This is a genomic window from Marinobacter piscis, assembly GCF_007671655.1.
Lineage (GTDB): Bacteria > Pseudomonadota > Gammaproteobacteria > Pseudomonadales > Oleiphilaceae > Marinobacter > Marinobacter piscensis.
This window is the reverse complement of record NZ_VCGX01000001.1, coordinates 16,928-39,396: the sequence shown is the minus strand read 5'-3', so window position 1 is coordinate 39,396 and position 22,469 is coordinate 16,928. Positions and strand designations below refer to the sequence as shown.

General features: G+C 54.9%; 21 protein-coding genes. 11 read left to right on the top strand and 10 right to left on the bottom strand.

Annotated elements, in window-relative coordinates:
- Nucleotides 1-124: 124 nt before the first annotated feature.
- From FFI95_RS00185 to FFI95_RS00170, 4 genes are read left to right on the top strand one after another with little or no spacing between them, the layout of a single operon-like run.
- Nucleotides 125-1,390 carry a nitrous oxide reductase family maturation protein NosD gene (locus FFI95_RS00185; protein ID WP_144820339.1) on the top strand — a complete coding sequence of 422 codons (1,266 nt, stop codon included), beginning with the start codon at nucleotides 125-127 and terminating at the stop codon, nucleotides 1,388-1,390.
- Complete coding sequence (locus FFI95_RS00180; RefSeq protein ID WP_144820338.1) at nucleotides 1,390-2,319, top strand: ABC transporter ATP-binding protein; 930 nt, start codon at nucleotides 1,390-1,392, stop codon at nucleotides 2,317-2,319. Before FFI95_RS00185 ends, FFI95_RS00180 begins: the two co-directional genes overlap by 1 nt.
- The gene (locus FFI95_RS00175; protein ID WP_144820337.1) at nucleotides 2,316-3,146 is read left to right on the top strand and encodes an ABC transporter permease; all 831 of its coding nucleotides are present in this window, start codon (nucleotides 2,316-2,318) and stop codon (nucleotides 3,144-3,146) included. Before FFI95_RS00180 ends, FFI95_RS00175 begins: the two co-directional genes overlap by 4 nt.
- Nucleotides 3,147-3,176: 30 nt before the next feature.
- Nucleotides 3,177-3,710 (top strand): nitrous oxide reductase accessory protein NosL, encoded by a 534-nt coding sequence (locus tag FFI95_RS00170; RefSeq protein ID WP_144821396.1) that lies wholly within the window; start codon nucleotides 3,177-3,179, stop codon nucleotides 3,708-3,710.
- A 21-nt stretch (nucleotides 3,711-3,731) separates the two neighbouring features.
- Here FFI95_RS00170 and moaA read toward each other — a convergent pair whose 3' ends face one another.
- Nucleotides 3,732-4,724: a GTP 3',8-cyclase MoaA gene (gene moaA / locus FFI95_RS00165; protein WP_144820336.1), complete on the bottom strand. Its 993-nt coding sequence runs from the start codon at nucleotides 4,722-4,724 to the stop codon at nucleotides 3,732-3,734.
- A gap of 213 nt (nucleotides 4,725-4,937) precedes the next feature.
- Between moaA and FFI95_RS00160 the strand changes: the two genes are divergently transcribed.
- A complete protein-coding gene (locus FFI95_RS00160) occupies nucleotides 4,938-5,306 on the top strand; it encodes a YbaN family protein (RefSeq protein WP_144820335.1) in 369 nt (122 codons plus the stop codon).
- 29 nt (nucleotides 5,307-5,335) lie between these two features.
- Nucleotides 5,336-5,773 carry an Rrf2 family transcriptional regulator gene (locus tag FFI95_RS00155; RefSeq protein WP_144820334.1) on the top strand — a complete coding sequence of 146 codons (438 nt, stop codon included), beginning with the start codon at nucleotides 5,336-5,338 and terminating at the stop codon, nucleotides 5,771-5,773.
- Here FFI95_RS00155 and FFI95_RS00150 read toward each other — a convergent pair.
- From FFI95_RS00150 to tmpT, 5 genes are all read right to left on the bottom strand, one after another.
- A complete protein-coding gene (locus tag FFI95_RS00150) occupies nucleotides 5,747-7,192 on the bottom strand; it encodes a WS/DGAT/MGAT family O-acyltransferase (protein ID WP_144820333.1) in 1,446 nt (481 codons plus the stop codon). The two genes, FFI95_RS00155 and FFI95_RS00150, sit on opposite strands and share 27 nt — an antisense overlap.
- A gap of 153 nt (nucleotides 7,193-7,345) precedes the next feature.
- Nucleotides 7,346-8,887, bottom strand: a complete 1,542-nt coding sequence (locus tag FFI95_RS00145; RefSeq protein WP_144820332.1) for a SpoVR family protein — start codon at nucleotides 8,885-8,887, stop codon at nucleotides 7,346-7,348.
- Complete coding sequence (locus FFI95_RS00140) at nucleotides 8,884-10,179, bottom strand: YeaH/YhbH family protein (RefSeq protein ID WP_144820331.1); 1,296 nt, start codon at nucleotides 10,177-10,179, stop codon at nucleotides 8,884-8,886. Before FFI95_RS00140 ends, FFI95_RS00145 begins: the two co-directional genes overlap by 4 nt.
- 13 nt (nucleotides 10,180-10,192) lie before the next feature.
- Entirely contained in the window at nucleotides 10,193-12,115 is a 1,923-nt protein-coding gene (locus FFI95_RS00135) for a PrkA family serine protein kinase (RefSeq protein WP_144820330.1), read from the bottom strand.
- Nucleotides 12,116-12,353: 238 nt separating this feature from the next.
- Nucleotides 12,354-13,007 carry a thiopurine S-methyltransferase gene (tmpT, locus tag FFI95_RS00130; protein WP_144820329.1) on the bottom strand — a complete coding sequence of 218 codons (654 nt, stop codon included), beginning with the start codon at nucleotides 13,005-13,007 and terminating at the stop codon, nucleotides 12,354-12,356.
- Between the two features lie 73 nt (nucleotides 13,008-13,080).
- Between tmpT and FFI95_RS00125 the strand changes: the two genes are divergently transcribed.
- The 5 genes from FFI95_RS00125 (at nucleotide 13,081) to FFI95_RS00105 (ending at nucleotide 17,934) form a co-directional block, all read left to right on the top strand.
- The gene (locus FFI95_RS00125; RefSeq protein ID WP_144820328.1) at nucleotides 13,081-14,016 is read left to right on the top strand and encodes a D-2-hydroxyacid dehydrogenase; all 936 of its coding nucleotides are present in this window, start codon (nucleotides 13,081-13,083) and stop codon (nucleotides 14,014-14,016) included.
- 19 nt (nucleotides 14,017-14,035) lie between these two features.
- Nucleotides 14,036-15,517 carry a COG3014 family protein gene (locus FFI95_RS00120; protein ID WP_246069298.1) on the top strand — a complete coding sequence of 494 codons (1,482 nt, stop codon included), beginning with the start codon at nucleotides 14,036-14,038 and terminating at the stop codon, nucleotides 15,515-15,517.
- 62 nt (nucleotides 15,518-15,579) lie between these two features.
- A complete protein-coding gene (locus FFI95_RS00115) occupies nucleotides 15,580-15,972 on the top strand; it encodes a YcfL family putative periplasmic lipoprotein (protein WP_246069296.1) in 393 nt (130 codons plus the stop codon).
- A gap of 12 nt (nucleotides 15,973-15,984) precedes the next feature.
- A complete protein-coding gene (lpoB, locus tag FFI95_RS00110; RefSeq protein ID WP_144820326.1) occupies nucleotides 15,985-16,587 on the top strand; it encodes a penicillin-binding protein activator LpoB in 603 nt (200 codons plus the stop codon).
- 36 nt (nucleotides 16,588-16,623) lie between these two features.
- The gene (locus FFI95_RS00105; protein ID WP_144820325.1) at nucleotides 16,624-17,934 is read left to right on the top strand and encodes a YihY/virulence factor BrkB family protein; all 1,311 of its coding nucleotides are present in this window, start codon (nucleotides 16,624-16,626) and stop codon (nucleotides 17,932-17,934) included.
- Nucleotide 17,935: 1 nt separating this feature from the next.
- Here the strand turns inward: FFI95_RS00105 and FFI95_RS00100 are convergent, their stop codons facing one another.
- The 4 genes from FFI95_RS00100 to FFI95_RS00085 all read right to left on the bottom strand — a co-directional run bounded on the left by FFI95_RS00100 (nucleotide 17,936) and on the right by FFI95_RS00085 (nucleotide 22,400).
- Complete coding sequence (locus FFI95_RS00100) at nucleotides 17,936-18,970, bottom strand: HDOD domain-containing protein (protein ID WP_144820324.1); 1,035 nt, start codon at nucleotides 18,968-18,970, stop codon at nucleotides 17,936-17,938.
- Nucleotides 18,971-19,077: 107 nt separating this feature from the next.
- Complete coding sequence (locus FFI95_RS00095) at nucleotides 19,078-20,307, bottom strand: DUF445 family protein (protein ID WP_144820323.1); 1,230 nt, start codon at nucleotides 20,305-20,307, stop codon at nucleotides 19,078-19,080.
- On the bottom strand, nucleotides 20,304-21,035 hold the full coding sequence (locus tag FFI95_RS00090) for a 16S rRNA (uracil(1498)-N(3))-methyltransferase (RefSeq protein ID WP_144820322.1): 732 nt from the start codon (nucleotides 21,033-21,035) through the stop codon (nucleotides 20,304-20,306). The genes FFI95_RS00095 and FFI95_RS00090 overlap by 4 nt, the downstream gene beginning before the upstream one ends.
- A gap of 15 nt (nucleotides 21,036-21,050) precedes the next feature.
- Complete coding sequence (locus FFI95_RS00085) at nucleotides 21,051-22,400, bottom strand: adenosylmethionine--8-amino-7-oxononanoate transaminase (RefSeq protein ID WP_144820321.1); 1,350 nt, start codon at nucleotides 22,398-22,400, stop codon at nucleotides 21,051-21,053.
- Nucleotides 22,401-22,469: the final 69 nt, after the last annotated feature.

Below are 22,469 nucleotides of genomic sequence, written 5' to 3'. Positions count from 1 at the left end.
TCCTTGCGGCACGTCCGTGTGGCGCTTGGGCTTCGCCATCCATGGCTCCGCACAGTTTTGGAGAGTGCTTTTCCAGTCTCTTGCCCAAATTTTAGCAGTCTCTTTCAGTTTGAGAGCATAATTAATGCACCACATTTTGCGTTTAGGAGCGGCTGTAGCGGTCGCTTTGCTATCGCTGACCGCACAGGCGGGTGTTCAGCAGCAGCTGGATGATCTTGCGCCAGGCGCGTCTTTTGAGCTTCCACCGACAACGCTTTCGCCATTGGTTATCCGGGTGCCGGGGGTGGCTGTGCGCTGTCAACCGGAAACCTTGATTGATGGGGGAGGTCAGGGAATTGCGGTTGAGATTCAGGCTGAGGGTGTGACCTTGTCCGGTTGCCGTATCCGGAACTGGGGGACCGATCTGAATGAGCTGGATGCGGGGGTGTTTGTGAACCGGGAGGCTCGCAACACGACCGTTGAGGGCAATAACCTTCAGGGTTCAGCGTTTGGTATCTGGCTGGATGCGGCGCCGGATGTGACGGTGAAAAACAATACCATTCGCGGGGATGCCGGCGTGCGCTCAAACGATCGTGGTAATGGTATTCATCTTTTTAATACCACCGGTGCGTTGATTGAGGGGAATGATATTCAGGAAACGCGGGATGCAATTTATATCGAAACCGCGAACGGGAACGAGATTCGTAATAATACGATGATGGATCTGCGTTACGGGATTCATTATATGTATTCCATGGACAATCTGCTGGAAAACAATGTCACCCGGGGCACCCGTACCGGGTATGCGCTGATGCAGAGTAAGCGACTTACTGTCATCAACAACCGTTCTGAAAATGACGAGAACTATGGCATTTTGATGAATTTTATTACGGATTCTGTGCTGCGGGGGAACGTGGTCACGGGCGTCGCACAGGGGCAGACGGCGGGTGTGTCGGTTTCCGGGGCCGAGGGGAAGGCCGTTTTTATTTATAACTCTCTGTACAACACCTTTGAGAGAAATGTGTTCCGGGACAGTGGCATAGGTATTCATCTGACGGCAGGCTCGGAAGACAATGAGGTGTTTCACAATGCCTTCATTGATAATCAGCGTCAGGTTAAGTATGTGGCTCTGCGCACCCAGGAGTGGTCAAAAGACGGTGAAGGCAATTACTGGAGTGATTACCTGGGCTGGGACCGTAATCAGGATGGCATTGGCGATATACCTTATGAGCCCAACGATAATGTCGACCGGCTGCTGTGGACCTACCCGGAAGCAAAGATTCTGATGTTCAGTCCGGCGGTGGATACGCTGCGCTGGGTTCAGGAAGCGTTCCCTGTGGTAAAGGCCGCGGGTGTGAGTGATCCGCACCCGTTGATGAAACCGCCCGTTAATATACAACCGGAGTCCTGATGAGTTGCTTTCGTCTTGAGAATGTAAGCTACCGGTACGATAAGGCACTGGTGCTGAACGGCGTTGACCTGCGCCTTGAACCCGGAGAAATTCTCGGGCTGTTTGGTCATAACGGTGCTGGTAAAACCACCAGTATCAAGCTGATTCTGGGTTTGATGACCCCGTGTGCAGGGAATCTCTCTGTGCTCGATGGCGAAGCGGGCGACCCTAAGGTCAGTCAATATATCGGCTATCTGCCCGAAAATGTGATGTTCTACCCGCAACTGACCGGCCGTGAAATTCTTGCACATTTTGCCCGGCTCAAAGGTGCCAGTCTGCGCCAGGTTCCGGAGCTGCTGGGGCGGGTCGGGCTGGAAGATGCCATGGATGCCAGGGTGAAAACCTACTCAAAGGGGATGCGCCAGCGTCTCGGGCTTGCTCAGGCTTTGCTTGGAAAACCCCGTTTGCTGATGCTGGATGAGCCGACAGTCGGGCTGGACCCTGTGGCAACGGCCGACCTTTATCGGTTGCTGCGCGGTTTGCGTGATGAGGGCACGGGCATTGTTTTGTGCTCCCATGTGCTGCCCGGGGTGGAACCCTACATAGACCGGGCCGCCATTCTTACGGAGGGTGCCCTTAAAGCCGCAGGGGATCTTCCCGCTCTGCGCCGGCAGGCGAATATGCCCATCACCCTGACGCTTGAGGCCGAAAATGACGAGGCGGCACTGCAGGCTGTTGTCGAAAAAACGGCGGGCACCAGTGTTATCAAGCGGGATAACAGCGGTCGTCTGAGTGTGGCGGTCCGGCCAGAGGAGAAAATGCCGTTGATTCAGGCGCTGATGATGTCCGGTGAAGTACGTGATCTGGGAATCTATCAGCCCACGCTGGAGGATTTGTACGTGCACTTTATTGGCTCAGGTGGTCTCGCTCACCGTGGAGGTGCCCAATGATGAGTATCTGGACCATTGCCCGTAAGGAGCTCAGTGACAGCCTGCGCAACCGCTGGCTGATTGCCATCTCTCTGGTGTTTGCCACACTGGCACTGGGGATTGCCTGGTTTGGTGCCGCGGCCTCGGGAGAGGTTGGTTATGCCTCCACACCGGCAACCATCGCCAGCCTTGCCAGCCTGGGAATATTCCTTATTCCCCTGATCGCCTTGCTGCTGGCCTACGACGCTATTGTGGGCGAGGAAGAGGGCGGCACTTTGTTGTTGCTGATGACTTATCCGCTGAGTCGGGGGCAGCTGCTGTTTGGCAAGTTTCTTGGGCATGGGCTGACCCTGGCTCTCGCCACACTGATTGGTTTCGGGGTCGCGGGCGTCGCCATTGCCTTGCTGGTGCAGGATGTGGCGGTGGGTACGCTAGCTGTGGCCATGCTGCGCTTTATTATTTCTACCACGCTGCTTGGTTGGGGGTTTATTGCTCTGGCCTATGTGGTGAGCGTATGGGTGAGTGAGAAACCGGTTGCTGCCGGGCTGGCTCTGGCTATCTGGTTTTTCTTTGTACTGATTTTTGATCTGGTTTTGCTGGGTGTACTGGTTGCCAGTCAGGGTGGCTTCAATCCGGATCTGCTGCCCTGGTTTTTGCTTCTCAACCCCACGGATATCTACCGGCTGCTGAACATAGTGACATTCAGTGATGGTGCTCAACTCAGTGGCGTTCTGAGTCTTGGTACTGATCTGCCCATTGGCCCGTCGGGGCTCTGGCTGGCACTGGTACTGTGGTTTGTTGTTCCCTTAACCGGCGCCTGGGCACTGTTCCGCCGTCGCCGTATCTGATCTGGCAACCTGAATCTGGAGATCACCATGATGCCCGTTCGTTTAATGCTCATCCCTGTGTTACTGATGCTTGCTGTCTTTTTGACAGGTTGCTCTGAAGGCCCTGAGAAGGTGGCAGAAAAGCCGGCTCCGGTTCATATCGATTCAGACGATGAGTGCCATGTATGTGGTATGGCCATTACACGCTTCCCAGGCCCGAAAGGCGAAGTGATTACCGAAAAAGAGCAATCGGTTCACAAGTTCTGCTCAACCAAGGATATGTTTGCCTGGATGCTGCAGCCTGAGAATGCGAACCGGCAGCACACACTTTATGTGCACGATATGAGCCAGACCGAGTGGGAAAGCCCGGACGATACAGCGCTGATTGATGCCCGGGAAGCGTTTTATGTCGCGGGTTCAGAGCGGACCGGGGCAATGGGGCCGACTCTGGCAACCTTCTCCGATGAAGCGGCGGCTCAGGAGTTCGCGAAAGAGTATGGTGGCCAGGTTCTGAAGTACAGTGAGGTCTCCATGGAGCATCTGGTCTCCGAGATGCCCATGGGTGATGGTGAAATGCCGCATTAAAGGTGGAGCCAATGCCGGGGGTCAGCCCCCGGTCATGTTCATAAAGCGCAGGATCTGAACATCACCCTCAGAAGAGAAGTGATGTTTTTCAGGTTTCAGATCCATGGAATCAATAATGGCCTGCCGGAGCTTGTCGTCAGTCACCGGGTGGCCGCGCAGAACCCGGCGTAAATCGACCGAGTGTTCATTACCCAGGCACAGCAGCAAACGGCCTTCCACCGTTACCCGCACACGGTTACACGTAGAGCAGAAGTTGTGGGAGTGAGGCGAAATAAAGCCGACCTTGATGGAGCTGTCAGGCATCCGGTAGTAGCGGGCCGGGCCACCGGAGTCTTCCGTTGTGGCAACCAGTTCATGCCGCTGGCTGATAATATCGCGCACCTCATCACTGGTGCACAGAGCCTGCCCACGGTCGTGTTCGGAAATTTCGCCCAGGGGCATTTCTTCTATAAAGGTTATATCTACGCCTTTTTTGCGGGCAAACTCAACAAGGTCAGGGACTTCGTGATCGTTGCCGCCCTTCATCACCACGGTGTTCAGTTTGATGCCTTCAAAGCCAGCGTCTTTGGCAGCGTCTATCCCATCCAGCACCCGGGACAGCTTGCCGGTGCGGGTGATGCTGGCGAATTTGTCCGGATCCAGTGAGTCGAGGCTGATGTTCAGCCGTTTCAGACCCGCCTTGCGCAGAGGATCGGCCATTGTGGGCAGCTGGCTGCCGTTCGTGGTCATGGCAAAATCCCGCAGACCGTAGGTACCGATCTCCTTAACCAACTCAAGAATGTCTTTGCGAACCAGCGGTTCACCGCCCGTCAGGCGGATTTTTTCAGTGCCCAGAGACACGAAGGTTTTCGCAACCCGGGCAATTTCCTCAAGTGTCAAAACCTGCTGCCGGGGCAGGAAGGTCATTTCCTCGGCCATACAGTAAACGCAGCGGAAGTCGCAACGGTCGGTAACCGACAGGCGCACATAGTTTACGGTTCTGCCGAAACGGTCCGTCAATTTGCTCTGAGACATCGGTTTCTTTCCTGTAACTGCTGAATGCTCTTTAGCCTGTTCACACTATGCCTAGTATCGCAGAGTCCGGCAATGAATCCGATACCTCTCGCTGGGTAACTCTGCGTCTTTTTGACCTAAAGATAACTATAAAATATACTTTAATGCCTCGGGAGACCTGTTCATTAATAAACGATAGAATAGGGGTAAATGGCACGGTGCTGAGGTAACGCTATGAGAGCGCGCTCCGGTAAGATCGGTTTCAGAATTCTTGCCTATATGTTTGTGGGAATCGCCGCCGCTGGTGTTGTTCTGCCTTTGCTGCCCACCACTCCCTTTGTGCTGTTAGCGGCGTTTTTTGCCAGCAAAGGATCCCCTGCATTTGCCAGCTGGCTTGATGGGCATCCTTCGTTTGGGCCGATTATAAGGGATTGGCGCCGGAACCGGGTCATACCGCCAAAAGCCAAGGCGTTGGCATGCGGCATGATGACCCTGAGCTGGGGAATTCTCTTTGTTTTGGGAACCGCCGGGATGGTTTTGGCCGTGTCGGGAGTATTCATGGTTGGTGTAGCAAGTTATTTACTTACCCGACCTTCGTATTAATTGCGTTTACTGGATAACCGGAGTGTAAAATGCACATAACCCGCTATACAGACTACTCGCTGAGGGTCCTGATTTATCTGGCGGTACAGGATGAGTACCTTACCACAATCCAGGAAATTGCAGACAGTTATGAGATTTCCAAAAACCATCTGATGAAGGTGGTGCACCAGCTCAATAAGAAAGGCTATATCGAGACGGTGCGAGGTAAAAAAGGTGGCATGCGGCTCCTCATGAAGCCGGAGGATATCAATATCGGAGTGTTTGTGCGTGAAACCGAACATGACCTCAGCATTGTTGAGTGCCACTCCTCAAAAAATGCCTGCATAATCACCCCGGTCTGTGGGCTGAAATCCATGTTTTCCGAAGCTCTGCAGGCGTTTCTCGCAGTACTTGATCAGTACACACTGAGAGACGTTATCAAGGAGCAGCACAAACCGCAGCTACTGAGACTGCTCCAGATTGCCTGATGGTTCTCCTGCCGGGCGGGAGCCGGGCGGCAGAACCAGCGTTTCCAGCTCATCCAGCGCTTCGCCGGTATACACGGCCAGGTTTTGCATGCTGGGCAGAGTATCCCGGCAGCCTGTAAACCCGAAGTTGATTGCACCGGCATAGCTCAGACAGGTGATATTCAGGGCACCTCCGTGGGCAATCAGTGAAACCGGGTACATGGCTTCAAGCCTGGCGCCTTCATAGTACAGGTTTTGCCCGGGACCAGGGACGTTGGAAATGGTTACGTTGAATACCGGGCGCATGCGCCCCCCGAGGCCAGACATCAGCTGCAGGATATAGGGCGACATCAGCAACATGGTGTATTGGTTAAGAGCACTTTTGGGCAGTTTTTGCAGGTGTTCTTTTGCCCGGCGCGTAGAGGTTTTAATCGTCTGCAGGCGGTTCAGTGCATCTGGCTCATCCGTAGCCAGTGATGCAATCATGAAGCTGATCTGTGTCCCTGTTCCCTCATCATTGGCCGGGCGGATATTAACCGGAATGCCTGCTGTCAGAGCAGTCTCCGGAAGGTCGTCATGCTCCAGCAGAAAGCGTCGCAGGGCGGTGCCGCACAGATAAAGCACAATGTCGTTGAGTGAGGCGCCGGTGGCACGGGCCACGTCTTTCAGGCGATCAAGCTGGTAATGTTGCGTCGCAAGGCGACGCTGGCCGGTGACCCGGTGATTGATCTTTGAAACCGGGCCGGTGAAGGGCGCCGTAAGGTTGTCTTCCGGGTGACGGACCGAGTGCACCAGCCGGTTGCCCGCCTGCCACATAGAGGGAGCCATATCGGCTTGCAATTTCAGCGCATCCAGTGCTTGCGAAAAGGCAGCGGGAAAGCTTGCATCTGAGTCTGCCTTACTGCCCCGGCGACGCATGGGCCGCACTGACCATGGAGGTAGCATGTCTCTTTTGCCCGGATCCTTACTCAGAACCCGCTGTAGCAGGCGCACGCCACTGATGCCATCAATCATTGAATGATGCATTTTGGTGTAGAGGGCAAAGCGATTGTTTTCCAGCCCCTCGATAACGTGGCACTCCCAGAGAGGACGGGCGAAGTCCAGAGGGTTTGAATGCAGGCGTGACACCAGGATGCCAAGTTCTCGCTCACCTCCCGGTTTGGGCAGTGCCGAGTGGCGTACGTGATAATCCAGATCGATATCTTTATCAACCTTCCAGGCAGGTGCCAGCAGCCGCCCCAGTAAACCCGAAAATGCCAGTTTAGCGCCCCAGGGCAGGGCAATGTCCCCGGTTTCTTTCATCCGGGTAACCATGTCACGAAGGAAGGTGTCCGGACAGTCTTCCGGCAGTGTGAAGATCATCAGGTTACCCACATGCATGGGCGTGTCTTCGGATTCGACAGCCAGCCAAGAGGCATCCAGTGTTCCCAGGCGTTTCATTCCTTGTATACCCCCGCCCGACCCGGGCGTTAAAGTGAGTCTTTATAATTATTGGCTGTCAGTATACGGGGTGTATTCGTCCCAGACGATCTTTGGCAGACAAAAATACTGAATAAGGAGTGCGCTTTCGCGCACGATCCAGTTGCCAGAGGCTTAGGGGGGACAGTGGTATTCGTCGACGATATCACCGTCATCCACACTCTCCAGATGCACATCAAACCCCCACAGCCTGTGGGCATGGCGAAGCACTTCTTCGGTATCCTTGCCCAGAGGTACTCTGTCTACAGGCACGTGCCTAAGTGTCAGTGAACGATCACCACGAACGTCCACGCTCCATACCTGTATGTTCGGCTCCCGATAACTCAGGTTGTACTGACGGGCCAGCTTCTCTCTCAGTTCCCGGTACCCGGGCTCGTCGTGAATGGCGGTTATTTGGTAGCTGTCTTCCAGGTCGTCGTCTTCAATGGCAAACAGTTTCAGATCACGCATGACTTTGGGGGACAGAAACTGCTGGATAAAGCTCTCATCCTTGAAGTTGGCCATGGCAAAGTGCAGGGTTTCCAGCCAGTCTGTGCCAGCAATGTCGGGAAACCACTCGTAGTCTTCACCTGTCGGTTCTTCGCAGATTCGCCGCAGGTCGGTAAAAATGGAAAAGCCCAGAGTGTAGGGGTTAATGCCGGAATACCACGGGCTGTCGAACGCTGGCTGATACACTACTGAAGTGTGGCTTTGCAGGAATTCCAGCATAAAGCCGTCGGTTACCAGGCCTTTTTCATACATTCTGTGCAGCAGGGTATAATGCCAGAAGGTAGCCCAGCCTTCGTTCATTACCTGGGTCTGGCGCTGGGGGTAAAAATACTGGGCCAGCTTGCGCACAATCCGGATGATTTCCCGCTGCCAGGTTTCCAGCAGGGGCGCATTTTTCTCAATGAAGTAGAGAAGGTTTTCCTGGGGCTCTTCGGGATAGCGTTTCTTGCGTGTTACCGGGTCTTCATCCCCATCCATTTTCGGAATCGTGCGCCACAGGTCGTTCACCCGACGCTGCAAATACTCTTCCCGCTCTTCCTGCCGGTGCGCTTCTTCGTGTGCGGAGACAGGCGCAGGGCGCTTATAACGGTCAACGCCGTAGTTCATCAGTGCATGGCAGGAATCCAGCGTTTCCTCGACGGCCTCCACCCCGTAACGTTCCTCGCACTCGGACACGTATTTCCGGGCAAACACCAGGTAATCGATGATGGCGCTGGCATCTGTCCAGGTGCGGAACAGGTAGTTGCCTTTAAAGAAGGAGTTATGGCCATAGCAGGCGTGGGCAATCACCAGTGCCTGCATGGGCAGGGTGTTCTCTTCCATCAGATAGGCAATGCAGGGATTGGAGTTGATAACCAGCTCATAAGCCAGACCCATTTGCCCCCGCTGGTAGCCTTTGGAGGTGCTCAGAAACTGTTTGCCAAAGGACCAGTGGTTGTAGCCCACCGGCATACCAACAGAGCTGTAAGCGTCCATCATCTGTTCCGCGCTGATCACTTCAACCTGGTTGGGGTAGGTGTCCAGGCGAAATTCTGCGGCACACTTTGCAATTTCTTCGTCGTATTGGCGGATCAGCTCAAAGGTCCACTCCGAGCCGGTGGAAATAGGCTCATGGGGTTTCGGGGACGTATTCCCCGGCGCGTCTGGACGATCAAATACATCACTCATGCAGCCTTCCTCTCAAACAGTCGCCGGAATACCGGGTAAATTTCCCCCGGGTCTGCAATCTGCTGCAAGGCAAAACTCTCGGGAAACAGCGCCTGCACCCGTTCGTATTCGTACCACAGCATCTGATGATCCTGAGGGGTAATCTCCACATAGGCGTAATATTGCACCAGCGGCAGAATGCTGTCGGTCAACAGTTTTCCGCACGCGGGCGAATCGTCGTTCCAGTTATCACCGTCGGAGGCCTGAGCGGCATAGATATTCCATTCTGCAGGTGGATACCTGGATTTGATGATCTTGTGCATCAGTTTCAGGGCACTGGAAACAATGGTGCCGCCGGTTTCCCGGGAGTAGAAAAACTCTTCCTCATCCACCTCTTTGGCGCTGGTGTGGTGCCTGATAAAAACCACATCGATCTTTTTGTAGCTCTTTTTCAGGAACAGATACAGCAAAAGGAAGAAGCGTTTGGCCGTGTCTTTGTGCATCTGGGTCATGGAGCCAGACACATCCATCAGGCAGAACATGACGGCGCTGGTGGCCGGCTTGGGTTGCTTCAGGTGCTGGCGGTAACGCAGGTCGATTTCATCGATGAACGGAATACGCTTCACATTGGCCTTCAGCCGCGCGATTTCGTCCTCCAGCGCTTTGATCTGATCCTCGTGACTGAAGGCTGCGTCCAGCTCCGCTGGCGCGCTCAGAAGGTCTGCACGCTGAGCCTCCAGCTCGCGGATTTTTTTCTTGCGGGCGCCTCCCAGGCCCAGCCGACGCGCGTGAGCACCGCGCAGCGACCTCACGACATCCAGCTTTGCCGGCACGCCCTGGGTACTGAACCCGGAGCGCACGTAAGTGAAGCTTTCGGTGTCTTTGAGTTGTTTCCGGACAAGATTGGGAAGCTCCAGGTCATCAAACAGAAAGTTCAGGAACTCTTCCTGGGTAATCTGAAAGGCAAACTCGTCCATGCCTTCGCCATCCGGGCTGGCCTGGCCTTGCCCCTGGCCCTGGCCGCTGCCACCGTCCGGTTTCGGCAGCCGATCACCCGCCACAAACTCCCGGTTGCCCGGATGCACCATCTCGCGGTGGCCACCCTGGCCATGGTGGAAGACAGGTTCATCGATATCCCGGGCCGGAATGCTGACATTCTCCCCCCGCTCTATATCTGTGATTGAGCGCCGGTGCACTGCATCTGAAACAGCCTTTTTGATGTGATGCCGGTAGCGGCGCAAAAACCGCTCCCGGTTCACCGCGCTCTTGTTTTTTCCGTTCAGCCGTCGATCGACGATGTGGGTCATACCCATAATTCACGCTCCGCTAGTGAGACTTCCGAACTCGCAGGTACCACTCTGCCAGCAGGCGCACCTGCTTTTCGGTGTAGCCCCGATCGACCATGCGCTCAACAAACTGTTTGTGCTTGTTCTGGTCTTCTTGACTGGCTTTGGGATTGAACGATATCACTGGCAGCAGGTCTTCCGTATTGGAGAACATCTTTTGCTCAATCACGCTGCGCAGTTTTTCATAACTGAGCCACGAAGGGTTCTCGCCCTGATTGTTGGCTCTTGCCCGCAGTACAAAGTTGACCACCTCGTTGCGGAAGTCTTTGGGGTTGCTGATACCAGCGGGTTTTTCGATTTTCTCCAGCTCTTCGTTGATGGAGGAACGGTCGAGAATCTCGCCGGTTTCCGGATCCCGGAATTCCTGATCCTGGATCCACAGGTCAGCATAGGTTACATAGCGGTCAAACAGGTTCTGGCCGTATTCACTGTAGCTTTCCAGGTAAGCGGTCTGGATTTCCTTGCCGATAAACTGGACGTAATGCGGCGCCAGAAACTCTTTGATAAAGCGCAGGTAGCGTTCCTGAACTTCCGGAGCGAACTGCTCCTGTTCCACCTGTTTTTCAATCACATACAACAGGTGAACGGGGTTGGCGGCCACTTCGGTGGTATCAAAGTTGAACACCTTGGAGAGAATCTTGAAGGCAAAACGGGTGGAAAGGCCATCCATGCCTTCGTTCACACCTGCCGCGTCCCGGTATTCCTGAATGGATTTGGCTTTGGGGTCTGTGTCCTTGATGTTCTGGCCGTCGTAGACGCGCATTTTGGAAAAAATGCTGGAGTTTTCCGGCTCCTTGATCCGTGACAGCACTGAAAACTGAGCCAGCATGTCCAGTGTATCCGGGGCACAGGGGGCACCGGCCAGAGAGCTGTTTTTCAGCAGTTTTTTATAGATTTCGACTTCTTCAGTTACCCGCACGCAATAGGGCACTTTGACGATGTAAACCCGGTCCAGGAAGGCTTCGTTGTGCTTGTTGTTGCGGAAGGTCTGCCACTCGGATTCGTTGGAGTGTGCCAGAATAACGCCATCAAACGGCACGGAACTCATGCCTTCGGTGGTGTTGTAGTTGCCTTCCTGGGTGGCCGTCAGCAACGGGTGCAGCACCTTGATGGGCGCCTTGAACATTTCCACGAACTCCAGCAGCCCCTGATTGGCCTTGCACAGGCCGCCGCTGAAGCTGTAAGCATCCGGATCGTCCTGGGAGTAATCTTCCAGCATGCGGATGTTTACCTTGCCCACCAGAGCCGAAATGTCCTGGTTGTTGTCATCACCCGGTTCGGTTTTGGAAACGCCGATCTGGTCAAGGACAGAGGGATAAAGTTTTACCACGCGGAACTTGCTGATATCGCCGCCATACTCGTGCAGGCGCTTTACAGCCCAGGGCGACATGATGTTTTTCACATAGCGTGAGGGAATTCCGTACTCTTCTTCCAGAATGGTGGCGTCTTCGGCCGGATCAAACAGCCCAAGAGGCGACTCGTTAACCGGGGAACCCTTGATGGCGTAGAAAGGTACTTTCTGCATCAGGCTTTTGAGCTTCTCCGCCAGCGAGGATTTACCACCGCCAACCGGCCCCAGCAGGTACAGGATCTGCTTTTTCTCTTCCAGGCCCTGAGCCGCATGCCGGAAGAAGGACACTATGTCCTCGACAGCATCTTCCATGCCGTAGAACTCGGAGAACTCCGGGTAGCGCTTAATGACTTTGTTGGAAAAGATGCGTGACAGGCGGGGATCACGAGACGTATCAATAAACTCCGGCTCGCCAATGGCAATCAGTAATCGCTCGGCGGCCGTCGCATAGGCGGATGGATCGTTCTTACAGATCTCGAGGTATTCTTCGAGACTGAACTCTTCTTCCTGAGTGCGCTCATACCGGTTCTGGAATTGTTGCAGTATGTTCATGGGTAGCCCCTCGATCGCTGTTTTAATACTTTCAGTACACGCAATATCCCCGTTGCAGTTACGGACGCCATGCCGGCGATTCGTCTGGTTGTGAGTGGAAGGAAAGGGTATCTCAGGCCTTATACGATCTGTGTCATATTTCGGCCTGTTTAACCTGAGCTTAGTTCACTGTTGCAAAATTGGACAGTAATAAAGGGGTGAAGGTTCATTAAATCTGATGCCCGGATAGCTCGCGGCACTATCGTTTTGTAAGCCTGAACACACTCTCCGTGGCGTCGGTAAGGCCTTTGCGTTTACTGAACGGGTGGTCGCTCCCAAGGGGGTTGGTAAGGATGTGCTCAATACTGTAATTGTCGGCATACAGCGCCTGCACTTCGTTGTCGGAGACATTGAAGGGTGGCGCAGTAATTTTTGTATTGTAGTCCAGGGTAATAAGCAGAATCCGGGTGCCTTCTGGAACGATGGCAGTCAGATGCTCCACATAGTCTTTGCGCATGGATGGAGGCAGGGCGATCAGGGCTGCGCGGTCATACACCAGGTGGGTATGCTTCAGGTCCTCGGGAGACAGCTGAAAAAAATCACCGGCCCAAAGCTCCAGACTGCCGTGGCGGAAGGTTGTAAAAGGCTCACCCGGGTGCACCATGGCTTTTTCACCGGCTTCTTCAAAAAAATCCTTGCAGGCAATTTCACTCAGCTCTACGCCGAGTACAGGGTGACCCCGGTCATGCAGCCACCACATATCGTGCGCTTTGCCGCATAATGGTACAAATACACTCCCGGTGTCGCCGCCGGAAAGCTCTGGCCAGTGGTCGTAAAGGTATTTATTGACAGTGCCTTCGTGAAAGCCGATTTCTTTGTTGCTCCAGCGCTCGTGCCAGAATTCGTGTTCCATGATTTTGTTCTCTTATTTGGACGTTTGCATCAGTCTACCTTAATCTCGGCGTCTGTTGATGAAGGAGAAAAGTATGAAAGCCGTGTTTCTTGATGCCATAACCCTGGGTAATGATGTTGACCTGACGCCTGTTGAGCAGGTTACCGGCGGTCTGATGAAACATGATGCTACCCCATCGGAACAGGTGCTCGCGCGCATCCGGGGCTTTGATACGGTGCTGGTGAACAAGGTCGTGCTTACCCGGGAGCACTTCGAGCATTGTCCGGAGCTGAAGACCATTGCGGTAGTGGCAACCGGGCTGAACAATATTGATCTGGACGCTGCCCGGGACCATGGGATACAGGTGCTTAATGTAACGAATTATGGCCGCTCAACCGTCGCCCAGCACACCATGGCACTGATGCTGGCGCTGGCGACGCGTCTGTTGGATTATGATCGCGACGTTCGCGCCGGTCGCTGGGCAGACAGTGACATGTTCTGTCTGATGGACCACCCGATCATGGAACTGGAGGGCCGCACCCTGGGCATTGTCGGCTATGGTGATCTCGGGCAGGGCGTTGCCGAGCGGGCAAAGGCCTTTGGCATGAACATTCTTCTGGGGGCGCGCCCGGGACAGCCAGCGGCAGAAACGGACGGTTACCCCAGGCTGCCGCTGGATGAACTGCTACCTCAGGTCGATGTGCTGTCACTGCACTGTCTGCTGACCGAGGAAACCCGCCACCTGATTGGTGCCCGGGAGTTGCAGATGATGAAGTCGGATGCCTTGCTGATTAACACCAGCCGCGGCGGCCTGGTGGATGAGGCGGCCCTGGCAGAGGCGCTGCGTAACGGCGTGATCGGCGGAGCCGGCTTTGATGTGCTTACAGAAGAGCCGCCACGGTCCGGCAACCCTTTGCTTGCAGATGATATCCCGAACCTTATTGTGACGCCGCACTCTGCCTGGGCCAGCCGGGAGGCGCGCCAGAGAATTGTGGAAATCACAGCGCGTAATCTTGCGTCGGCTTCCTGATGCACACAGAGGCTGTGGTTTGAAGACACGTCGACGTCGCCTCCTGGCTGCGGCTGCGATCCTGACTGTATTGATGTCGGGATGCTCGTCATTTCAGCATCGGGATCAGCTGGCCAGATTCAATTCAGCTTATACATCCGGTGATTACGAATCTGCACTGGAAACGGTGAGTTTCAGCATGCCTGATAACAAGCCTGTTGATTCCCGGAAGCATCTGCTTGAGTTATTGCACCAGGGTGAAATGTACCGCCTGACGGATCGGAATGAAGCGTCTGTGAAGGCCTATGATCTGGCGGAAGAGGGAATGAAGTACCTCGACACGGAGGGCCTGCTTGCGCGTTCCGCAGAAGGGTTTATGGCGGTCATGGTAAACGACGCAGAGCGCGATTATCAGGCACTGATGTCGGAAGCTGTTCTGGTCAATACCTACAAGGGCCTGGCCTTTCTGGCAGCGGGCAATAATGAATACGCCCGGGTTGAATTCAATCGTGCCAACGACCGTACCCGCCGGGCGGTTGACTATTTTCAGAAAGAAATAGCTGAACAACAGGCAGCGCTGAGAGCCGAGGCCCGGGGCGGAAACAGGCAGGCGTCCATGGTTAGCAGCAGCCTGCAAAGCCAGGGGCTTCAGTCCGCGGTTAACCAGCAGTACGGCAGCCCTTCATCCTGGTCGGTTTTTTCCGACTTTATTGTACCTTCCAGCACGTATCTCCATGGCATTTACTTTCTTGCAAACGCGACAGGCCATGCTGATTATGAGCGCGCGGTAACTTCGCTTCAGCGCGTGGCGGAAATGGCGCCACAGAGTCGCGTGCTGAAAGCCGATGCGGATCTGGCCGAAGCACTGGCATCCGGCTCGCAGAGTGCGGCGGCTTTACCGCCCCAGGTATGGGTTGTGTATGAAAACGGACTGGGGCCGGTGCTCAGGGAGGCACGCCTTGATGTGCCGCTGCTGCTTGTGCACGGTAACCAGCAGGCGCCTGCGTATTTTGGTATCGCACTGCCTGAATACGTTGAGCGCTCTGCTGTGCCCGGGAGTCTTGGTATAGTCAGTGGTGCCGGGCAAGAGGTTCGCACTGAGCGTATTTCGGATATGGGGAAAGTGGTCCGCACGGAAATGAAAGAGCGATTCCCCGGGGTACTTGCCCGGGCGGTTACCTCTGCGATAAGCAAGGCGGTTCTCCAGCATGAAGCGGCAGACCAGTTTGGGCCCCTGGGGCAGCTGCTTGCCGCTACAATGACGGTAGCCACTACCCAGGCTGACTTGCGCAGCTGGCAGGCGTTGCCGGATCACTGGCAGGCGACCCGTATGAAGCGCCCGGATGATGGAAAGCTGACCCTGCGAGATCATCGGGGCGAGGTGTTAGGTCATCTGGACATACCCGATCAGCCTTATACGCTCGTATATGTGAAAAGGCCGACCGCACAGGCGCCGGCGACTGTTATCACCATGGATTTGCAGGGCAAGTCGGAGGCGGATTTTGCTCGCTTCTCCAGATAGGATGAAATACAAGGTTTTCATCAATCAGGTAATCAATACATAACCCAAGCAGGATGTTTGCTATGAAAATGTTCATTCTGGTCAGTATGCTGATTCTGGGCCTGACCGGCTGTGCTTCACAGCCTGAAACCAGTAGCTCATTGATTGACAGGGAGGAGCTGAAAGTCGACCCCGAAGTCATTTACACAATGGATGTGAAGGAGCTTTTTGAAAAGCGGCTGGAACAACCGGGTGGCGAGCGCCTTTTGCAGGTGCAGTTTGCAGTAGAGGCCAGGTCTGATACTGAACTGGCCTGGAAGGTGACCTGGTTCGATGAAAGTGGCATGGTTGTAAGAGGTGTAGGTGAAGGCTATAAAAAAGCGACGTTGCTGACCGGCCAGACACGCTACTTCAGCTCGACAGCGCCCAACGCCCGCGTGACCAGTTACCAGCTTCACCTTCGTGAACCCAAATAAAAGGAAACCCCGATGTTGATACGTGCTTTTGCTGTTCTGATCAGCCTTGTTGTTCTGGCCGGCTGCTCCACACCCACGCGTTACATTGATCCAGCCGCAGATGATGGCCCTGTTGCCATGACTATGGATTACCGGGATTTTGAAAAAGCGGCCACAGACGCTGTCGAGGATATGCTTGCCAGCGGAGCTGTGAACAACCCGGACGGCGGCCGATACATCATGGTTGTCAGCCGTATTACCAACGACACCATGCAGCGCATTGATACGGACCAGCTTACCAAAAAGATCCGCGTAGCGTTGTTGCGCTCAGGCAAGGTGGTGACGACGACTGCCGTTGGCCTCAACGGCCCTGAAGACGCAATGACTGAAAAAGCCCGGGAACTCCGCGATTCCGACGAGTTTGATCAGTCCGGTGTGCAGCGCAAAGGTACCCTGCAAGCACCGGATCTGAGCCTTTCCGGTAAAATTATCCAGCGCAACCATAAAGTGGAAAAAGAGCAGCAGGTGGAGTATTACATACAATTATCACTCACCGAGCTGTCTTCTGGCCTGGCGATCTGGGAAGGTGAAACGCCGATCATCAAGCGTGGCTCGGACAAGTCAGTTTCCTGGTAGGGCTCTACTCACACCAGACAAAAAACAGGATGTTAAGTGGCTTCCTTCCAACTGAAAGAACGGCTCCAGGCCGCAGAGACATGGATTCTTGCCAACCCGAACCCGCCGAGAAGCTGGCCCTGGACCTGGCTCTATAAGGCTGGGCGGTCTGCTTATGCGCTGATACGGGATGTGGTCAGCGGGCAGCTAACCCTCCACGCCATGAGTCTGGTTTACACCACGCTGCTGAGTATAGTGCCCTTGCTGGCACTGAGTTTGTCGGTGCTAAAGGCGCTGGGAGTACACCAGCGAATGGAGCCGTTTCTGTTTCAGTTCTTCCAGCCTCTGGGGCCCCAGGGTGTTGAAATGGCCGAGCGGATACTGGGCTTTGTCGATAACATGAAGGTCGGGGTTCTGGGATCTGTCGGCCTGGCGCTGCTGGTATATACCGTGATCTCCCTGGTGCAGAAGATAGAGCGCTCCTTCAATATGATCTGGCGTGTTCCGGAGATGCGCTCGGTGGCTCAGAGGTTCAGCAACTACCTGAGTGTCATCATGGTGGGGCCATTGCTGATGGTTTCTGCCATTGGTGTAAGTGCGACCATATTCTCGTCGTCCCTGGTGCAGGCACTGATTGAAATTGAGCCATTTGGCTCGGTGATCGTTATAGCAAGCCGCTTCACACCGTTCTTTCTTGTGGTTGCGGCCTTTACCTTTGTTTATATATTTATGCCCAACACCCGGGTGAAGGTGAGGTATGCCTTTATCGGAGGCCTGGTTGCCGGTGTTTCCTGGCAGGCTGGCGGGATCTTGTTTGCCTCCTTTGTTGCCGGCTCGGCCAAGTACGCCGCCATTTACTCCAGCTTCGCCATTGGCATCATCATGCTGATCTGGATTTACCTGAACTGGATGATCCTGCTTTTGGGGGCAAGCCTGGCGTTTTACCTGCAGAATCCGGGCTCGGTGGCCAAGCGTAGCCATGTTCAGCTTGCCCCGGAGCTACAGGAGCGGATCGCTCTGGCCATGATGTGGATGGTGGCACGCCCGTTCAGTGAAGGCGCACCTGCACCACAGCAGGAAGCCCTGGAACAGGCGCTGCGGGTGCCGGGTGAGGTCACCCGGAATGTCAGTGATAAACTGATCCGCGCCGGATTGCTTACCCTTGCCGGTCGTCAGGGGGATCAGTTGGTTCCCGGGCGGGCGCTTGACCTTATTTCAGTAGGGGATGTGCTTACCGTTGTACGCCGCGATGAAGACCGGGTTGTGGACCGGCTACCGCCCGTGTTTCCTGCAGAGCTTCTCAAGGGTGAGCGAGAGAGTGATTCAACAACGTTTGCGGCCATGCTGAAACGCGAGGACAGTACCTAGATCAGGCACCCGCACTCTCACTGAGAGCGGCCTTCAGGATCGTTCTGGCCTGGCGTAGCTGGTCCGGGGTAAGGTGCAGCGCTTTTTGCAGGTCTTCTTCCGGTAAGTTTCGCTGATTGGCGTGGCGCAGCACCTCACGACTGCCCAGCAGTATGCCGTCGGTCAGGGCTGTGAGATGCTGACCAGGTTCCGGGCGTTCGGCCTGTCTCAGGAATGCTCTGTATCTGGTTGGTAAACCCCATTCATGGGCGATCAGCCGGGATGTACTCCATTGGTAGCGGGTCAGTGCCTCATAAATCAACGCGGTATCTGGCTCACTGTCTGCATGCTGCTCCTTCCAGATTTTATGCAGTTCCCTGTGAAGCGTGATGTATGAAAGAGCTGGAAGAAGTCCGACCGTGAAATGGGCGCTGGCGTCAGCCCCGTCAAGCATAGCGATGAATTCAGTGGCACGCGCGCAGGTTAACCCCCAACGCCAGGTGCGTTTGGAAAACAGGGCCTCGCGACTGTTCCGGGGGGCTATCATAGGGCGTACAAGTGCTGCAGCAATGACTTTACGAATGCCATCCATACCAAGTACAAAAACAGCCTGATCGACAGACTCTATGGTGTGTTCGCCAGTACGGAAATATGGACTGTTGGCAACGTGCAGCAGTTGATCGGTTAAGGCCGGATCCTCAAGAATAATCCGGCTTAACTTTTTGCGGTCACCGGACTCGTCAGAGAGGGCTTGTATCAGCATGGGCAGCGTCATTGGCTGTCTGGGCAGCTCTCTCATCTTATTGTTTTTGAGACGAGAGTTGAGCTCTTCAAGCATGGGGTTTGCAGGTGAGGTTGTGGCGTACAGCTTCGAGGGGGCGGCATCTAAAAGCCAGCAGAAGAGGTTTTCCTCAAGTAATACGCGCAGGCTGCGTGTATTTTCCGGAGGCGGGGGTGCCTGTATTGTCTCTTCTGAATCGTGCAGCTGTCCCTGTGGGGTCACAGCAGGCGTAGCCTTGGTGAAAAAGCCTGCAATCCAGGAAAAGAAGCCTGGCATTCGGCGCCTCCGGTTTCTGTGTCGTGATTATGTACGCATATATACTGTGTAGTATAGAGATCCCTCGCAAGCTTGCACAGATAAAATAAGGCTTCTGTTCTGCCTGCTTATGAAAGAGCCCCTCCGAACACAAAAATCAGCTGGCAGACACCAGCCGTAAAGCCCAGAGCCGCGCCTACAAGGATGAGCTTGATTTCGTCTTCCTGAAAGCAGGGCCGGAGCAGGTCCTGGAACTCAGCCGGGGAGAGCGCCCGCATACGTTCGACCATAATGGACTCTACAGCGCGTGCTCTGTCGACCTCAAACACCGGGTCGTCAAACGGCTCTTGTGATATTTCGATGGCTTTCTCTCCCACCTGATGCCTCATCGTCGCAAAGCCGGTCGGGCCGAACGCCACCTGAGTCAGGGCCTTGCCCAGGCCGGCCGTTTCATCGACCAGGGGTTTAATGTGTTGCTTCACCATGTTGCGGGCCCGGTCCCCACTGGGGCCTTCCAGTATGGCGTTGATGATATTGCTGACCGTGAGGATGTCGTGGGTCACTATGTGGCAGAAAGATTCAGCCACCTCGTGTTGGCGTTTGAGAAACAGGCCCTGAATGCGGAATGGGCCAATTTTAATTGCGTGCAGCGGGCGGAAAATAACATTCAGTGCTATCCAGTTGGTGGCCCAGCCGACCATTAGCCCGAACACGGGCAACACCCACCAGTTCTGGAAAAAATACCAGACAGTCATCTGAATCAGGCCGAACAGGAAGCCGAAGTAGAAGCCTGAGTTCACAATAAAGCGGAACTCTGCTTCGCCGCATTCGAGAAAAGTGCGGTTCAGCAGTTGCTTGTCAGTGGTGAGGCGTTCGACCACCATGCCTTTCATGTCCAGCAGGTCTTCAATATTGTCTGCAACATCACCTACCAGGTTGTCGACCAGTTGCGGCGTGGCTCTGCGCACCCGCTCGTAGACAATTCTGCGTGCGGAAGCGGGGAGGTTTTCCCAGAATGTCGGGTGCTCCCTGAGCATCAGTTCGTCGACATATTCCTCAAGGCGCGGATCGACAGAGTGGACAATGTGAGTAGCAAGCACTCTAGGGTCAATCTGCTCGAAAATTTCCCGCACCGTGCCGATTTTGGAAATGGTTGCATCAACACTGATGGACGCCATTTTGCCGGCTTTGGAGGGAATAATGCCCTGCCAGCCAAGCCAGGGTGGCTTGCCCACAAACTCCAGCGGAAAGAAGGTCATTTTGATGGCGAGCCAGTTCGTGCACCAACCGATAATAGCCGCGATCATCGGGATGCTGAGATACTGCCAGAGCTCTGGATTACCCAGCAGGCTGGTCATCCGATATCTCCCCATAACCACTGGCATAGCGCCGTAGCTGCAACGGGGGCGGTTTCGGTTCTGAGAACCCTGGGGCCAAGAGCCACAGGGAGAAAGCCGTCCTGTTCTGCCAGAGCTATCTCGCTCGCGCTCAGACCGCCCTCAGGGCCAATCATCAGCGCGATATGCTGAGGCTTGTCCATGGCAGCGAGAGACTGTGCGGTGCGGTGGTGAAGCACCAGACGCAGATCGCAGTTGCGGCTATGTTCCAGCCATTGCTCCACGGTCATGACTGGCAGAATCTCCGGAACCCTGGCCCGGCCACACTGCTCTGCGGCACTCACCGCGACGGACTGCCAGTGCCGAAGACGTTTGCTCTCACGGTCGCCTTTAAGTTTTACCTCACAGTGCTCAGTGGTAAGCGGCACGATGCAGGTAACGCCCATTTCCACCGCCTTCTGAACGGCGTAATCCATACGGTCACCCCTGGACAGCGTCTGGCCCAGGGTGATCTGCAGGGGCGACTCAGTGTGATTGGCCTCTGGCGCATCTACACGTACTTCGACACGCTTTTTGCCGGTTTCGGTAATCGTAGCCGGGTAGTCCTGGCCATCCCCGTTGAACAGTCTCAGCTGTTGCCCTGATTGCATTCGTAAAACGCGGCCAACGTGCTGGGCAGCGTTTTCATCAAGTTCAGCGAGAGCGCCTTCGCTCAGAGGCGAGGCGGTGTAGATTCTGGGGATGCGCATGAGTGTTTACCCGGGTCAGTCACGAACGGCGATGTTTATACCTTCTGTCGCGACCTGGGCCAGATGTTGAATCTGGTCTTCGGTTATGACGTAAGGTGGCATGAAGTAAACCACATTACCCAGGGGTCGAAGCAAGGCCTCGCGTGTGAGGGAGTGCTGATAAACACGAATACCCCGGCGTTCCTGCCACGGGAACGGGGTTTTTGTGGCCTTGTCTTTGACCATTTCCACGGCCAGGGTCATGCCATGCTGGCGGATATCGCCCACGTTTGGGTGGTCGGCAAGATGGGCAACCGACTCGGCCATACAGGCTGAAAGACGGCGGTTTTGTTCGATAACCTGATCGTCCCGGAAAATATCGAGGGTTGCCAGCGCCACGGCACAACCGATGGGGTTGCCGGTGTAACTGTGGCTGTGCAGAAAGGCTTTCAGGGTTTCGTAGTCGTCGTAAAAGGCGTTGTAAACCTGATCGGTGGTCAGCACAACCGAAAGAGGCAGGTAGCCGGCCGTGAGACCTTTAGACAAACACATGAAGTCTGGCGTTATACCGGATTGTTCGCAGGCAAACAGGGTGCCGGTGCGGCCGAAGCCGACGGCAATTTCGTCTGCGATCAGGTGAACGCCATAGCGGTCACAAGCCTCACGCAGTTTGGTGTGGTAAACCGGATGGTGCATTCGCATGCCGCCGGCGCACTGGATCAGCGGCTCCACGACGACAGCGCAGATTTCTTCGTGCTTTTCCGCTAACAGCTTGTCCATGGCTTCAAACTGGCGCAGAGCATACGCTTCGTCAGTCTCTCCCTCTTCTTTGTAATAGGCATCTGGCGAGGGTGCTGTTAATACCTCCATCAGCAGAGGTTGATAGGTGTCCCTGTACAAGCCCACATCTCCCAGAGCCAGCGCACCCAGAGTCTCGCCATGGTAACTGTTGCTCAGGTTCACAAAGTTTTTCTTGCCGGGTTTGCCCTGGTTTTTCCAGTAGTGAAAGCTCATCTTGAGTGCTGCCTCGATGGCTGACGAACCATTGTCCGCATAGAAGCACTTGTTCAGATCTTCGGGAGTGACTTCAATAAGCCGTTCAGACAGGTTGACCACAGGCTCATGGGTGAACCCGGCCAGGATGACGTGTTCCAGTTCGCCAATCTGCTTTTCAATCGCCGCGTTGATTCTGGGGTTGGCATGGCCAAACAGATTCACCCACCAGGAACTGACGGCATCAATGTAATGATTGTTCTCAAAGTCCTCCAGCCAGACTCCCTTGCCACGCTTGATAGGGACCAACGGGAGGGTTTCGTGATCCTTCATCTGGGTGCAGGGGTGCCATACGGATTTAAGCCCACGGGCTATAAGATCAGCGTTGTGCATAAAAGTGCTCCGGTAAGTGCATGGATATGCAATGATAAATCTTGGCTGTTAACCGTTTTTGATAATACA

Coding starts and splice junctions, on each gene's coding strand:
- FFI95_RS00150 (WP_144820333.1), bottom strand. CDS start 7,192: ATGAAACGCCTGGGAACACTGGATGCCTCTTGGCTGGCTGTCGAATCC.
- FFI95_RS00085 (WP_144820321.1), bottom strand. CDS start 22,400: ATGCACAACGCTGATCTTATAGCCCGTGGGCTTAAATCCGTATGGCAC.
- FFI95_RS00170 (WP_144821396.1), top strand. CDS start 3,177: ATGCCCGTTCGTTTAATGCTCATCCCTGTGTTACTGATGCTTGCTGTC.
- FFI95_RS00185 (WP_144820339.1), top strand. CDS start 125: ATGCACCACATTTTGCGTTTAGGAGCGGCTGTAGCGGTCGCTTTGCTA.
- FFI95_RS00175 (WP_144820337.1), top strand. CDS start 2,316: ATGATGAGTATCTGGACCATTGCCCGTAAGGAGCTCAGTGACAGCCTG.
- tmpT (WP_144820329.1), bottom strand. CDS start 13,007: ATGGAACACGAATTCTGGCACGAGCGCTGGAGCAACAAAGAAATCGGC.
- FFI95_RS00125 (WP_144820328.1), top strand. CDS start 13,081: ATGAAAGCCGTGTTTCTTGATGCCATAACCCTGGGTAATGATGTTGAC.
- FFI95_RS00160 (WP_144820335.1), top strand. CDS start 4,938: ATGAGAGCGCGCTCCGGTAAGATCGGTTTCAGAATTCTTGCCTATATG.
- FFI95_RS00115 (WP_246069296.1), top strand. CDS start 15,580: ATGAAAATGTTCATTCTGGTCAGTATGCTGATTCTGGGCCTGACCGGC.
- FFI95_RS00145 (WP_144820332.1), bottom strand. CDS start 8,887: ATGAGTGATGTATTTGATCGTCCAGACGCGCCGGGGAATACGTCCCCG.
- FFI95_RS00095 (WP_144820323.1), bottom strand. CDS start 20,307: ATGACCAGCCTGCTGGGTAATCCAGAGCTCTGGCAGTATCTCAGCATC.
- FFI95_RS00135 (WP_144820330.1), bottom strand. CDS start 12,115: ATGAACATACTGCAACAATTCCAGAACCGGTATGAGCGCACTCAGGAA.
- FFI95_RS00090 (WP_144820322.1), bottom strand. CDS start 21,035: ATGCGCATCCCCAGAATCTACACCGCCTCGCCTCTGAGCGAAGGCGCT.
- FFI95_RS00155 (WP_144820334.1), top strand. CDS start 5,336: ATGCACATAACCCGCTATACAGACTACTCGCTGAGGGTCCTGATTTAT.
- FFI95_RS00140 (WP_144820331.1), bottom strand. CDS start 10,179: ATGGGTATGACCCACATCGTCGATCGACGGCTGAACGGAAAAAACAAG.
- FFI95_RS00180 (WP_144820338.1), top strand. CDS start 1,390: ATGAGTTGCTTTCGTCTTGAGAATGTAAGCTACCGGTACGATAAGGCA.
- moaA (WP_144820336.1), bottom strand. CDS start 4,724: ATGTCTCAGAGCAAATTGACGGACCGTTTCGGCAGAACCGTAAACTAT.
- FFI95_RS00100 (WP_144820324.1), bottom strand. CDS start 18,970: ATGCCAGGCTTCTTTTCCTGGATTGCAGGCTTTTTCACCAAGGCTACG.
- lpoB (WP_144820326.1), top strand. CDS start 15,985: ATGTTGATACGTGCTTTTGCTGTTCTGATCAGCCTTGTTGTTCTGGCC.